14 protein-coding genes are annotated in these 13,239 nt (G+C 61.1%); all 14 read left to right on the top strand.

Annotation, left to right across the window (positions count from 1 at the left end):
* The first annotated feature begins 16 nt into the window (after positions 1–16).
* Positions 17–766, top strand: coding sequence for a hypothetical protein (locus HZB60_06545; GenBank protein ID MBI5059423.1), 750 nt, complete (start codon positions 17–19; stop codon positions 764–766).
* Between the two features lie 48 nt (positions 767–814).
* On the top strand, positions 815–1,183 hold the full coding sequence (locus HZB60_06540) for a hypothetical protein (protein ID MBI5059422.1): 369 nt from the start codon (positions 815–817) through the stop codon (positions 1,181–1,183).
* Between the two features lie 29 nt (positions 1,184–1,212).
* Complete coding sequence (locus HZB60_06535; protein MBI5059421.1) at positions 1,213–1,992, top strand: hypothetical protein; 780 nt, start codon at positions 1,213–1,215, stop codon at positions 1,990–1,992.
* 135 nt (positions 1,993–2,127) lie between these two features.
* Complete coding sequence (locus HZB60_06530) at positions 2,128–3,687, top strand: hypothetical protein (protein ID MBI5059420.1); 1,560 nt, start codon at positions 2,128–2,130, stop codon at positions 3,685–3,687.
* Between the two features lie 11 nt (positions 3,688–3,698).
* Positions 3,699–4,883: a tetratricopeptide repeat protein gene (locus HZB60_06525; protein ID MBI5059419.1), complete on the top strand. Its 1,185-nt coding sequence runs from the start codon at positions 3,699–3,701 to the stop codon at positions 4,881–4,883.
* A gap of 56 nt (positions 4,884–4,939) precedes the next feature.
* Complete coding sequence (locus tag HZB60_06520) at positions 4,940–6,049, top strand: PilT/PilU family type 4a pilus ATPase (protein ID MBI5059418.1); 1,110 nt, start codon at positions 4,940–4,942, stop codon at positions 6,047–6,049.
* Positions 6,050–6,076: 27 nt separating this feature from the next.
* A complete protein-coding gene (locus tag HZB60_06515) occupies positions 6,077–6,787 on the top strand; it encodes a DUF4388 domain-containing protein (protein ID MBI5059417.1) in 711 nt (236 codons plus the stop codon).
* The gene (locus HZB60_06510) at positions 6,732–8,135 is read left to right on the top strand and encodes a hypothetical protein (GenBank protein MBI5059416.1); all 1,404 of its coding nucleotides are present in this window, start codon (positions 6,732–6,734) and stop codon (positions 8,133–8,135) included. The genes HZB60_06515 and HZB60_06510 overlap by 56 nt, the downstream gene beginning before the upstream one ends.
* A 9-nt stretch (positions 8,136–8,144) precedes the next feature.
* Positions 8,145–8,534: a response regulator gene (locus HZB60_06505; protein ID MBI5059415.1), complete on the top strand. Its 390-nt coding sequence runs from the start codon at positions 8,145–8,147 to the stop codon at positions 8,532–8,534.
* Positions 8,531–9,694, top strand: a complete 1,164-nt coding sequence (locus HZB60_06500; GenBank protein MBI5059414.1) for a PAS domain-containing sensor histidine kinase — start codon at positions 8,531–8,533, stop codon at positions 9,692–9,694. The genes HZB60_06505 and HZB60_06500 overlap by 4 nt, the downstream gene beginning before the upstream one ends.
* Before the next feature lie 12 nt (positions 9,695–9,706).
* On the top strand, positions 9,707–11,428 hold the full coding sequence (pilM, locus tag HZB60_06495) for a type IV pilus assembly protein PilM (protein ID MBI5059413.1): 1,722 nt from the start codon (positions 9,707–9,709) through the stop codon (positions 11,426–11,428).
* A gap of 30 nt (positions 11,429–11,458) precedes the next feature.
* The gene (locus HZB60_06490) at positions 11,459–11,878 is read left to right on the top strand and encodes a hypothetical protein (GenBank protein MBI5059412.1); all 420 of its coding nucleotides are present in this window, start codon (positions 11,459–11,461) and stop codon (positions 11,876–11,878) included.
* Between the two features lie 24 nt (positions 11,879–11,902).
* Complete coding sequence (pilO, locus tag HZB60_06485) at positions 11,903–12,550, top strand: type 4a pilus biogenesis protein PilO (GenBank protein ID MBI5059411.1); 648 nt, start codon at positions 11,903–11,905, stop codon at positions 12,548–12,550.
* The gene (locus HZB60_06480) at positions 12,550–13,185 is read left to right on the top strand and encodes a hypothetical protein (protein MBI5059410.1); all 636 of its coding nucleotides are present in this window, start codon (positions 12,550–12,552) and stop codon (positions 13,183–13,185) included. Before pilO ends, HZB60_06480 begins: the two co-directional genes overlap by 1 nt.
* The last annotated feature ends 54 nt before the right edge of the window (positions 13,186–13,239 follow it).

Raw genomic sequence — 13,239 nt, 5'->3', positions numbered from 1 at the left:
ACGAAATGAGGATCTCATGAGCAAATATACAATCATCCTGCTGGCGCTGGTGTGTGTGAGCGGAAGTGCGTCGGCCATGGCCGGAGGTCCGGCGTTCATCGTGCCGCCGCAAATGACCAGCATGAACGTTGAGGGCGGACAGCTGATGAGCGAGCTGGCCGGCGGTGCGGGCACGTCCGCGACGGATCAATTGAGTTCGCAGCGCGTGAGCTTGACCGCTCGTTACGGACTGGCGCCGGGCGTGGATGCCGGACTATCGGTGGGCAGCGCGAATCTGACGTTCAGCGAGTTGTCCGGCGATTATGGGGACTTCACCTCAAACTGGTCCCTGGCATGGGGAGCGAACGTGCACGTTGGGCTGCCGACGACCGACACACCCTATCAGGTCGTCGGATCGCTTCACTACTTCGGATTTCAGCCGGGTGGCAAGACCTCAAACGGGATGAAGTCGATTGACAGCAAATACACGTGGCATGAAGTCACGCCGGTCTTGATCGGCGGTTACCGATTCGGCTCGCTGATTCCGTATCTCGGCGTCAGCAAGCCGTTTCTATTTGGCGAAAAGAGCGTGAAAGTCAGCTTTAACGGTCAGGAGTACGCGTCAGCGGGCGGAAAGTTGAACTACACGGACGCAGAGCAATCGTTTCGCGGCCTGTTTGGCTTGGAATGGAAGCTTCCCGAAGGCTACTCGCTGAACGCGGAGGCGGCCGCCTCGATGGAGGGTCATTGGACGTTGTCGTTGGGCCTCGCGCAGGTCTTGAGATAGCGGCGCGGAGCGGCAAGTCACGGGATGTGTGAGCAGAAGGAGTCAACGATGAGACGACAGACGCGGGCGCAGTCGGGAATCAGCATGCTCGAGGTGATGGTCACGATGTTTCTGATCATGATCGGGCTGTTGGTCGTGATGAGCGCGATGGTGGCGACGGCGAAGTCCAGCCGGTACAGTCAGCGCATGGAGACCGCTAATTCGCTGTTGCGGATGGAGATGGAGCGGGTCAAGAACATGGATTGGCCCGACATCGCGAGCGAAACGGCCGCCTACGGCGAATTTGCCGATCACCCGGACTTTCGCCACACGCTGAGCGTGACGGAGGATGGACGAATTAAGCGGATCGAGCTGACGATCTTGTTTGAGCAGGATCGGCGCTCGGCGGTGGCGATCACCTCGATCTCGGACATGTAGCGCATGGTGCGAGTGGAAAGGAGCATACGATGAAGCGGCGAATTGAGAGGGCAGAGGCAGGGGATGCGCGACGGCGATCGCGCGCGGCCGGCGTCACGCTGATCGAGACGATCCTGGCGACGACTCTTTCGATCTTGCTGATGACTTCGTTGGTCAGTCTTTACGTGGGCGCCGTCAAGACGGTGAGCACGGAAGAGAAGCGCTCGCAGGCGGGCGACGGCGCGCGCTCCGTGTCGCAGCGGTTGGAGCGCGACCTGACGATGATCGGACTTGCGGCGACGGAAGATATCGACGGGGACTCCAATGACATCGACCGCGACGTCCCGGATCAGGTGTGGAGTGACTCGGTGTTTTCGGACTTCGAATACGCGACGACTTACGAGCTGGTGTTTACCGCCGATATCAACGACGACAGCACGACGGAGACGATTCGCTACCATACGAATCCGGATGCGGGAATCGTTTATCAGGAAAGCTGGAGCTGGGATCGCGATTCGACGGTGTGGCTCGCGCCGCTCACGCGCAAAGTTGCGTCGAACGTCGATCTGGTGCTCTTTGATTATTATGACGAACAGGGGGATCGCATTCCGGACGAGGTGGGCTATCCGATGGGTGGTTTCACGCTCAGTTTTTCCGAGCGGACGCGGATCACGGTGGTGCAGGTGACGATGGTGACGCGCTCGGAGGACGAGCGGAACGGCAGGGCGATTTACTATTCGGCGCCGGACGGATCTTCGTGGTACGACCGCTATGAGCGGCGCGTGACGACGTTTATGATCCGCGGCCGGAACTTACGGCTTAGTTCGTGAACAATGACTGAATCCAGTTGACTTCTCGAAGCGAGGTGTGTCATGCGGCGAATGGATGTGAAGGGTCGAGAAGGGCCAGCACGAGGGACACGGAGGGCAGATCGCGGTATGGTGATGATGATGGCGCTCGTCCTAATGAGCGGGCTGATTTTCCTGGCGGGGACCTCCTCGCTCCGCTCGACGCGGGAGACACAGACCACCGCGGTTGAGCTGGATCACACGCGGGCGTTCTATGCGGCCGAAGCGGCGGTCGAAGAGGGCTCCGAGGAGTTGCGTACTCTGCTGGAAAACGTGATCGACCCGAGCTCCGATCAGGTCGCTGGACTGGTCCGGCCGACGATCGGTGAGTACACGATCGAGAATTTCGACGTGGACAAGGTCGGTCCGCTGACGCAGGAGAATATCACCGCGGGCGACTATCAGGGACTGATCGGATTCGTACAGCGCTACACGATTGCCGCGCGCGCCCAGAGCGGGAAGCGCTCATCGCAAGTGTGGCGCGAGATCCAGCACCAGTTCATCCCGCTATTTCAGTTCGGTGTGTTCTATGAAAACGACCTGGAGATCTTCCCCGGCGTCGCGATGACGTTTGTGGGACCGATCCACACGAACGCGAATCTGTACATGGGTTCGGGCGCGAGTATTGCTTGCAATTCGACCGTTACCGCGGTGGGGTACTACTACCATTACCGCAAGGACAACGGCGTGGATGAGGCCGGACCGGTGACGGTTACCAATGGATTCGGCGTTCCACAGAATGTCTGGCGTGGCAGCTACTGGCTGGACGAGCGCCGTCCGACCTGGCAGCAGGACGCGCTGGCGCTTTGGACAGGCAACTTCCGCGATCGCTCGCACGGATTGACCACGCTCCGGCTTCCCTTGCCGCCGACGGACAACCAGCACAAGATCATCGAACGACCGCTGCCAGGTGACAATGCGACGGACCGGAACGCGAAGTATTGGTATAAGGCATCCGTTCGATACCTCGACGGCGCAATCACGGACAGTTCGGGAGCCGTGATAAGCATGCCCGGCGTCTTCAGTTACACGCAGAATCAGTTTACGGATGCCCGCGAGTCGCGCGTGGTGGACGTGCTGAACATCGATATTGGAGCCATGATCGCGGGCGGTTATTCGCCGCCGAACGGGATCATGTATGTGAGCCACACCAACGGTGATCGCGCCGTCGTGCGGCTCAAGAATGCGGCGACGCTGCCGGTGGGCGGCCTGACCATCGTTACGGACCGTCCGCTGTACACGCAGGGGCACTTCAACTCGGTGGCCAAGAAGGGTGCGGCGCTAATGTGCGACGCGATTACGTTACTTTCACCGAATTGGAACGACGCCTTGTCAGCCGGCACGATGAGCGCACGGATTCCGACCGCGCTGACCGTAAACGCCTGTGTCATGGCGGGTCACGTGGTCACCGTGGGCACGACCTACAGCGGCGGCCTGGAAAACAGCTTCCGGTTTCTCGAGAACTGGAGCGGTGTGACGGTAACGTTTCGTGGCAGCATCGTACATCTGTGGAGCAGCGTTTACAACATCGGGAGCTGGCGTTACGGCAGTCCGGTGTACAATGCGCCGCGGCGAGTATGGGGATTTGACACCGACCTGTTGCAACCCGGGAATTGGCCTCCGGGCACGCCGCGGGTGCAGACGGTACAGCGCGGAGCCTGGAAACAGATCAGCTAAGGGATCTATCGATGAAGAAATTGTTCGGCGCGACGAAGCAGCCCGAGCTGGTGGCCCGGGACGCGATTCGGCAGAAGCATTGGAGCAAGGCGCTGGCGTACTATGAGAGTAAGGCGTCGAGCCAGGAGCGTGACTACTCGTTGTGGAATCTCGTGGGCGACCTTCACATGAGCAACAAGTCGCGGGGTCAGGCGATTGAGGCTTGGCGCCGGGCGCTGGAAGGCTACGTGCTCGAGGGACTGCACGAGAACGTGCTGGGGATCGGGCGAAAGATGCTTCGTCGTGCTCCCGAGGAAGAGGACGTCTATCTGATTCTCGCGGAAGCTTATCTCGGACTCGAATACTACGCAGACTGCCTCGCGCAGATTCGCAGTTACGTCAAATTGGCGAAGCAGCAGTCCGAGCAAGAGCTGCGGTCCTCGTTCAAGAAGATCCTGGAGTCGGACATCCGTAGTCCGCACCTGCTTGAAGAATTGGCCAGCCTGTACACGGATTCGAAGATCGAGGACGTCGAGACGCAGCAGCGGCTGACGCAATACGTCGAATCACGGCTGGCCAACCGCGAATACGCGGAGCGGTCCATGCCGTCGGCGGAAGCGACGGTCGAGACCGCGCTGGAGTCGCCCGCGATAACGCGGGCGAAGGCAAGCGAGTATTCGGACTACGGCGGTCTGAACACGCTGGACGAAACGATGAGCATCGGTGCGGAGGAGTTTCCGGGGATGTCACGCGGATTCGGATCAGCGGGATCGGACGGGATGGGTTTCGCGGGATCCGCAAACGGCACGGACGACAGCGAGCCGCTGCCGGCCGGCGACGGCAAGGACCACTACGACCTCGGTGTCGTGTATCGCGAGATGAAGTTATGGGATGCCGGGATCTCCGAGTTTGAACAGGCGCGGCGCGATCCGGCGATTCGGTTGCGCGCATCACTCGCGCTGGCCGAATGTCTTCAGGAGAGCGGCGATTTGCAGGGCGCCTTGACCTTGCTCGAGAACGAGCAGCAGCACGACAGTGGCTCGCCGAGCGAACAGATGGGGCTCCACTATCAACTGGGCGTGGTGCATGAACTGGTGGGCAATCTTGACCAGGCGCTGGAGCAATTTGAATTAGTGCGGCAACAGAATGCTTCGCACGAGGGAGCCGGCCAGAAAGTCGCGGAGTTGTCCCGGCGCTTGGGCCGGAATCCGGTCTGATCGCCGCCGGCAAGTCCGAATCCCGGGCACGTCACACTCAGTCGTATTGAGGACAAATGGACATTCGCGGACTACTGGAGCTGCTATTCGTAAAGAAAGCCTCGGATCTGCATCTGCGCAGCGGCGCGGTTCCGGTATTGCGGATCAACGGGGACCTATTCGCGACGCGTCCCGAGCGCGTCTCGATGGAGGAGATGGAGGCGTTTCTCAAGGAGCTGCTGACGCCGGCTCAGCTTGAGGTGTTCATGCGCGACAAGGAGCTCGATCTGGCGGCGTCGGTACCCGGCCACGGCCGCACGCGTGTCAACTGCTATTTTCAGCGCGGCGTGCCGGCGATGGCGATTCGCGCGATCAAGACCCAGGTTCCGAATTTTGCCGAGCTGATGTTGCCCCCGGTGCTGGAGCGGATCGCACAGTACCGGCGCGGGATCGTGCTGATGACGGGCGCGACGGGCTCCGGCAAGTCCACGACGCTGGCCTCGTTGATTGAGTACATTAACAACGCGCGCAGTACGAATATCCTGACAATTGAAGATCCTATTGAGTACATTTTCACGAATCGGAAGTCGCTGATTGCGCAGCGCGAGGTCGGGATCGACACGAACAGTTTTTACGCAGCCCTGGTGCACGCGTTGCGCGAAGATCCGGACATCATCATGGTCGGCGAGATTCGCGATCCGGAAACGATGAAAGTAGCGCTGCAGGCTGCGGAAACCGGGCATCTGGTGTTGACGTCGCTGCACACGGTGAATGCCGTAGAGGCCATCAACCGCATCATCTCCTTCTTTCCGCTGAACGAGCAGTTGCAGATCCGGTCAATTCTGGCCGGGACGATCCAGGCGATCATCTCCCAGCGCTTGGTTTCGCGCAGCGATCGACCGGGTCGGGTTCCGCTGGTGGAATGTTTGATCGCTACGGCAGCGGTCAAGGAATGCCTTGCCGAGCCGGAGAAGATGAACCTGTTGCCCGGTCTGGTCGAAGACGATCGCGGCACTCACGGCATGCAATCGTTTGATCAGTCGATTCTGACCCTGTTTCGGCAGGGCATCATTTCCCACGATATTGCGATCGAAAACGCGAACAATCCGAACGATGTGGAGATGGCCATGCGCGGGATCAACACGTCGGGATCCCGGCTGTCGGCCAGTGAGGGCGTCGGGGTCTAATTTGTAAAACCGGGCGAGGGCAAGGGCATGGCGAAGCGGAACACGACCGCGGGCCGGATCGTCGCGGGGACAATCCGCCGCGAATTCAACGAGTGTGCGATCGGCGGGTACGATGGGGCCTTGCGTGTGCGGTCATCGATGGTGATCGGGGCGCTGTGGTGGGTGCGCGGCGACATCGTGCATGCGATGACCGTAGAGGGCGCCCGACAAACGGAGGGGATCCCGGCGATTTACGAAATCGCGGGTTTGGAATCGGGAACCTTCTTCTACGAGCCGGGCACGCTGCCGCCGCTGCGAACCATTCGATTGGCCACGGCGACAATTCTGGCGGATCAAGGGCTGTGGCGGGATGCGGGACGCGCGACATCGGATGTCCCTGAATCCGACGCCGACCGCGCGCTGCATGCGTGGGTAAAGTCCATTCAGAGTCGGGTGCCGGGAATCGAAAGCGTGAGTATTGGTGACCGACTCGGTCTGCGCTATTCCACGGCGCGGGATGTGCAGAGCCGGGAGCGCCTGGCCGAATTCTGGGTCGGGGCCGGTGCGGACGGCACGGCCGCCGACCTGCGCATGTATCGTACCCATGTTCATTTGTTGCTCGCGCTGGGTCTCAACGACTCGGTGCTGCTGTTGGAGGCCACACGATTTACGGCTCCCGAAGCCTTGCTCTGGGCGGCCGAAGATGCACAGCATGTCTTGCGTGGACCGCTGGTCGCGGCCGCTGGATCGTCGCGCTAAGAAGGAACTGCTTGTGACAAGTCCGCAGCGGAGTTTTCTGGATTGGTTATCGGAGCGACAGGTGTTGCAGCCCGAGCAGCTCGCGCTGGTGACGCAGGTATGCCAGGAGGAATCGCAGACACCCGAGCGCGTGGTAATCCGTCTGGGACTCTTGAGTGAAGCGGACTTGATTGCACTTTACTCTGACCTTTACCAATTGCGGTTTCTGAAACTCGAGGACGTGGAGATCGATCCTGAAGCCACGCGTCATCTGCCGGCCCGGATTGCGCACCGGTACTCCATGATCCCGATTCGTCGGAGCGGCAACACCTTGGCGTTGGTGATGGCCGATCCGCTTGACAAGGCGGCGCTGGCGGCGGCGAAGTCGGTCACGGATTTCGAGCTGATACCGTTCGCGGGCAGAGTTGACGCGATCGAGCACGCCGTGTTTCTGCACTATGGCGAGAGCGCGCAACCGGAGGCCGCGGATGAAACGTCGCAGCCGAAGGTCAGCACCGTACTGCGCTCGCGCCTGCTCGGCGAGGACGATCGGGTCGGGCATATGGCCAAGAGCATTCCGCTGAATCCGGAGTGGACGTGGGACAAGCTGGTCGTGTGTCCGGCGAATGAACACGCCGTGAGCCTGCTCCGGGACCCGGCGCGGACGAGCATGGACGGTGGCTCCCATTTTGGACTGATCAGAGGCGCACCGGGCTGCGGCAAATCTCACCTGTTGCATGCGGTGGCACAAGCAACGAGCGCGCAGAATCCACTGGGCCGGTTGCTGTTGACGACGGCGCGGCGCTTTGCGGATCACCTGTACGAGAGTGTGCGGGACGGCAAGCTGAATCTGTTCCGCTATCTGTATCGCGAACTTGACCTGCTGCTGCTGGATGAGCTGGAATGGCTGGACGGACGCGAATGGGTTCAACGCGAACTGGCGGAGACGTTGCAGGCATTACAGAAGAAGCGGAAGTCCGCTTATCTGATGTCCCGGGAGCACAGCGCGATCTCCGTGAGTACAATTCCGGCCCTCCGAGCCCTTCTGGACTCAGGGTTCTCGGCGGAAATCACGGCGTATCCGACGGACGCGAGACTGGATATTCTGCGCGGGAAGTGCGGGAATATCGAGCTTCCAGCAGAGGTCCTTCAGTACCTGAGCCGGCGGACGGAGTTGAATATCGGCGGGATGCTGGACTATCTGCAACCGCTGGTCGTGCTTGCGGCGCAGAATACAGATGCACTGACACTGGACACGGCCATCGAGTTGCTTGGACCGCTGAATCGAGTCACGATGGACGATCGCCGTTGCATGGCGCTTGCGGACTGGTCCACGGGCGTCGGTCTCAGCCAGAGCAAAGAAGGGTAACCACCGAACATGTCGCGAATCATGATCGTCGATGACGATCCGCGCTATCTTGAGCTGCTGGGCTTTGCGCTGCAGGGCGAGGGCTTCGAAACGGTCCTGAGTACGGATCCGGAGGCGAGTCTCGAATTGGCGGCGCGGACGGCTCCGGACCTGATCATATCGGATGTCAGCATGCCTCATGAAGACGGCTTCACGTTCGCGACTGAGTTGCGCGCCGATCCGCGCACGCGGGAGATTCCACTGATGTTTCTGTCGGCGCGCGGGCTGAGTGTGGATCGCCACGAAGGGCAGCGGCACGGCGCGGTGGAGTACCTGACCAAACCGTTTTCGCCAACCGAGTTGTTGGCGGTAGTTCATCGGATCCTATCGACACGAACGGCCGGAGGAGCCGGGGTTTGAACAACGTCAGCGATGACAAGCAGAGCGGGAAACACGCCGCCGCCTGGCACGAGATCCTCGACCGAACGCACGACGCGGTGTACCTGCTGGGTCCGGGCGGAGTGATCCTCGACGTGAACGGGCAATTCTGCCGCATGCTGAAGCAGCCACGCGAGGCGCTGCTCGGCACGTTGTTGACGAACTGGATGGATCGCGAGTCGCGGCAGTATGCCGAGCGCACGCTGGGACAGCTGTTAAAGACCGGCGCGCCGTTGCGTTCCACCCGCGTCTATCAGACGATCGACAAAGAGCGGGTCACGACGGAAGCGCTGGAAACCCCGCACCTGGCGGGTCATGCCGTGACGCACATCTCCGGCATTGCCCGCGACATCTCGCACGAGGTGACGCTGGAACGCAAGATGTGGGACACGGCGGAAGCGCATGAACAGTCCGTGGAATTCGCGCTGCGGACGTCGCTGGGACTGGTGAAGGGTTATATCTACACGCTGGGTCAGGCCAACGAGTTGGATGCGGATCGCCGGCGGCGCTATGTGCGGGTCATCGAAGACGAGATTGATCAGCTATCAAAGTTGATCGAGGACCTGCTCGACGTGCGCAAGCTGGACACCGCGGAGATTGACTTGCGCGGCGGTGCGATCGACGTGGTGGAATGCGCTCGCAGCGCCGTTCGCCGGTGTGAAGCGGAAGCGGAGCGGCGGGAAATTCAGATCATTACGCGGATCCCGGACGACGCGGCCCCGCTGTTCGGCTCCACGGAAGCGATGTACCGCATCGTGTTGAACCTGCTGCAGAATGCCGTGCAACATACGATGCACAGCGGCCGCGTGGAGTTGGAACTCGACGATGCGGAAGACTGGCTGGAAATCCGGGTGCGCGACAACGGCGTCGGCATTCCCGAGCGCGAGTTGCCGCACATTTTCGATCGTTTCTATCGGGGTTCGGCGGCGATCGGCAGCGCGACCGGCATTGGTCTGGGACTGGCGATCACAGAAACATTTGTCAAGGCAATGGGCGGGCGAATCCGGGCGAAAAGTGCTCCGGGTCAGGGTAGCGAATTCGCGGTGGTCCTGCCGCGTCGGCCGGTCGGAGGCGAAGCAGAGGCTAAGCCGCGGGCGACGTCGACTCCGACGGCGAATTCGATGACGATCCCACTGGTGTAAAGGAATCTGCAAATGACGCGACGCACAAAGGTTGGAATTGGCATTGACGTCGGCAGCTCGGGCGTGCAGCTTGCCGTCTTGCGCACGGGGAAGACCGGAATCGCGGTGGACTGCGTCGATTCCCGGAGTCTGCCCCACGATGCCGTCGTAGAGGGCACGGTGATGGACTCGCAGCTCGTGTGTGACAAGATTTCCGAGCTGTTGCAGGAGCACAAGCTGCGCGGCAAGCCGGTGGCGCTTTCGGTCGCCGGGCGGCGCGTCATGATCAAGCGGATCTCCACGGAAGAGATGAGCGATGAGGAGTTGAAATCCGCCATTCTGTTCGAGGCAAAGAGCAATCTGCCGTTTGACTTGAGCGAAGTCTCTTTGGACTTCGCGAAGTTGGGTCAGGATAGTGAATCGGGTCGGATGGACGTCCTGCTGGTCGCGGCGAAGAACGATCGTGTGTTCGACGCGGTGGAGCCGATCGCGTGGGCGGGGGCGCGGCCGACGATCCTTGAAGCGGAGCCGTTCGCGCTGCAGGCGGCCTTGTCGGAGGCCGGGTATCTCGACGAAAACCTTGTGGTGGCGGCGATCCAGATTGGATTCCAATCGACGGACGTTACTACTTTCGACCACGCGCAATTCGAGAGCACGCGCAGCTTCAATATCGGCGGCAAGTCCTATGTCGAAGGGCTGATGCGTGAGCAGGGCATTCCGTTTGACAAGGCGACGGCGCTGTTGGGGAAGTCGCAGCATAGCGAGGAAGAGCGCGAAGCCGTGCTGGCCGTGGCGCGGCGCGTTGCCGAGAAGATCGCGGAGCAGATCGAGCGCGGGTTGCCCTCGCACTTCGGGGCGATCGCGGATCACCCGGTGGATCGGGTGGTGCTGTGCGGCGGCGGGGCGCACCTGCCGTTGCTGGAGGCGTCCCTGCGCACGCGGCTGGGCTGCGAGGTGGAGACGGCGAATCCGTTCCGCAATCTGGAACTGAAGTCCGGGAGCGCGGGCGATGCCCCGCCGGAGAATGCGCCTCAATATACCGCGGCGATCGGCTTGGCCTTGCGAGCGTTGACCGACGACCATTTTGGATTCAATCTGCTGTTGCCGCAGGATCGTCCGGGCGCCCGGACGGCCAGCTATGCCGGCGCCGGCACCATCGTTCCGATCGTGGGCATCTCGGCGGTGATTCTCGGGATGGCGATCGCGCACATCGCGCAGGAGAATCAGCTGACCGACTTGAATCGGCAGTTGGCCGAAGTGAAGTCCGAGGCCGACGTGTACCGGGACAAGATCGCGCTGGTTGAGGATTTGACGGCGAAGCGCGCGGACGTATCGGCGCGCATTGACGTGATCTCGGATCTGGACAAGAACCGCTTCGCCCGGATCAAGCTGCTCCAGCTCGTCAACGACGCGCTGCCGGAACTGACGTGGATCACGTCGCTTGCGGAAGTGCAGACTCCCCGCGGTCCGGGCATGAACGTGGCGGGAGTGACGAGCTCGAATCTGAAAGTCTCGCAGCTCATGAGCAACCTGTTGAAAGTGGAGGGTGTGCGCGGAGTCGACTTGTTGGTCAGCGAGCAGGGGATGATTGCGGATGTGGCGGTGACGAATTTCACCTTACAGTGCGGGTATCCGGGATTGGGCTTGTCGCCGAAGACGCAGCCGAAGCCGGAGAACCTGCTGGCGAAGGGTGCCGCGGCGCTGAAAGCGAAGCGCAAGGCGGAAGACGAGCTGAAGAAAGAGACATCGAAATAAGCCCGGATCAACCGGGAAACGGAGGCAGAGATGAATCGGAAGTTGTTCAGCGTCGGCGTTGCCCTGTGGCTGCTGGTCGCGTGCTTGCCGGGCTGCGACGAGGGCCAGGACGACTGGAACGGCTCGGCGAAGATCTCGGGATACGTTTACACGGATGCTTCGCATACGCGGGGCGTGTCCGGCGTGCAGGTGATCCTGGAATCGGATCCGAACTCGGAGAATCCGTATCTGGGTCCGGACCGCTGGGTCGAGTCCAACGCGGCCGGTTATTTTGAACGGTCAGTATTTCTCGGTCGCGATCAGGAAAATCCCGATCACTACGAGTACGTCGCGGACATGAGCGTCGGCTACTTCTGGCGGGACAAGGCGTTCCGCTGGTCGGGCGGCGTGACGGTCTCGCCGGGGACGCACTTTACGCTCCCGGCGGTCGATACGACGATGTTTCAGTAGCGCCGTGAACTAACCGCAACCATCATGGCCATCAATCTAAGAAATCAGACCACTCAGAAGTGGATCATCGTCTGTACGTTGACCTTCGGCGTGGTTTACGCCTATCTGAATTTCGTGCATACACCGCGGGCGGACCGGATCGCAAAGATCGCGACCGATATCGACCGCGAGACGGAGCTGCTGGCAAAGGGGAAGCGCATCGCCGCAAACTTCCGGACCGTGGAAGACGACTATGCGCGTCTCATGCAGAGCTGGCAGATCGCTCAGGAGCTGTTGCCGACGCAGCGCGAAATGGAGGGTCTGCTGAAGAGCATCACGCTGGCGGGTCAGGAGAATGACTTGAACTTCCTGCTGTTTCGTCCGCAGGACCCGCTGGAGCAGGCGTACTACTGGGAGAATCCGATTCAGATCAAGACGCGCTCCACGACCCATAATCTCGGCGAGTTCATGTCCGCGGTGGCGGCTCTGGACCGGATAGTGAATGTGTCGAATCTGAAGCTGACGGCGTACAAGCCCGCGAAAGGTCGCAGCCACGAGACGGTGGACGCGGAATTCGTCGCCACCATCTATATCTTCAAGAGCCTCGGTTCGCCGGTCACGGTAGAGTCGAGGGAGGAAGAGAGCAAGGGGCAGCAACGACCCGGCCAGAAGAAGCCGAAGGGGGGTGCGTAATGAGCCGAGTTTCACCGACACGAAGCCTGTTCGCTTGCTTGACCATCGGCGTGCTTGTCGCGGCGGCGTTCATGCCTCCTGTGTTCGCGGATCCCGAAACGGTCACCACAGCCGCGCCGGAACCGGCGGCGACGGACCCCGCGGACGATCCGACGGAGCGCGCGGAGAGCAGTCCGGACGTCCTCTCGACCGAGCTGTCGGGAGTCGATAGTCTGGGCATCACGTCGGACACGCTGATCACGAGCTTTCAGGGCGGGACGCGGCGGGTACATTTGGAGCGTACGGTATTCCGGCGCGAGACTCCGGTCGAGTACGTGTCCAACGGTCGTCGTGATCCATTTCGCGCGCTGGTGATCGACGAGCGCAAGGAGGGCGAGATCGAGACCGATCTGCTTCGCATGGAGAAAGCGGTTTTGACCGGCGTGGTGTGGTCGGATGGCGAGTACGTCGCGATGGTGCGCGACAAGGACGGCAATAACTTCCTGCTGCATGAGGGTGATCCCGTATTCAATGGTCGGATGACGGCTGTGACGCAATCGCAGGCGGTCTTTGACCTGGTCGAATTCGGCGATTACCAGCAGATCGTGCTGAAAGTCGCCTCGGCGGAGAAGCTGAAGGACAAGGCACAGAGCTGATTCATCGATCGAATCTAACGAATCCGCATAACCCCGAGGGCGGGGTAGAGGTGC

Source organism: candidate division KSB1 bacterium (assembly GCA_016214895.1).
In the GTDB taxonomy this organism is placed as follows: Bacteria; Electryoneota; RPQS01; order RPQS01; family RPQS01; genus JACRMR01.
This window is presented reverse-complemented; position numbering and strand designations above follow the sequence as displayed.

Excerpts from the sequence above, each read along its gene's own strand:
- HZB60_06540 (MBI5059422.1), top strand. The coding sequence starts at position 815 with ATGAGACGACAGACGCGGGCGCAGTCGGGAATCAGCATGCTCGAGGTG.
- HZB60_06490 (MBI5059412.1), top strand. The coding sequence starts at position 11,459 with ATGAATCGGAAGTTGTTCAGCGTCGGCGTTGCCCTGTGGCTGCTGGTC.
- HZB60_06530 (MBI5059420.1), top strand. The coding sequence starts at position 2,128 with ATGAGCGGGCTGATTTTCCTGGCGGGGACCTCCTCGCTCCGCTCGACG.
- HZB60_06545 (MBI5059423.1), top strand. The coding sequence starts at position 17 with ATGAGCAAATATACAATCATCCTGCTGGCGCTGGTGTGTGTGAGCGGA.
- HZB60_06535 (MBI5059421.1), top strand. The coding sequence starts at position 1,213 with ATGAAGCGGCGAATTGAGAGGGCAGAGGCAGGGGATGCGCGACGGCGA.
- HZB60_06505 (MBI5059415.1), top strand. The coding sequence starts at position 8,145 with ATGTCGCGAATCATGATCGTCGATGACGATCCGCGCTATCTTGAGCTG.
- pilM (MBI5059413.1), top strand. The coding sequence starts at position 9,707 with ATGACGCGACGCACAAAGGTTGGAATTGGCATTGACGTCGGCAGCTCG.
- HZB60_06525 (MBI5059419.1), top strand. The coding sequence starts at position 3,699 with ATGAAGAAATTGTTCGGCGCGACGAAGCAGCCCGAGCTGGTGGCCCGG.
- HZB60_06515 (MBI5059417.1), top strand. The coding sequence starts at position 6,077 with ATGGCGAAGCGGAACACGACCGCGGGCCGGATCGTCGCGGGGACAATC.
- pilO (MBI5059411.1), top strand. The coding sequence starts at position 11,903 with ATGGCCATCAATCTAAGAAATCAGACCACTCAGAAGTGGATCATCGTC.
- HZB60_06520 (MBI5059418.1), top strand. The coding sequence starts at position 4,940 with ATGGACATTCGCGGACTACTGGAGCTGCTATTCGTAAAGAAAGCCTCG.
- HZB60_06510 (MBI5059416.1), top strand. The coding sequence starts at position 6,732 with ATGCACAGCATGTCTTGCGTGGACCGCTGGTCGCGGCCGCTGGATCGT.
- HZB60_06480 (MBI5059410.1), top strand. The coding sequence starts at position 12,550 with ATGAGCCGAGTTTCACCGACACGAAGCCTGTTCGCTTGCTTGACCATC.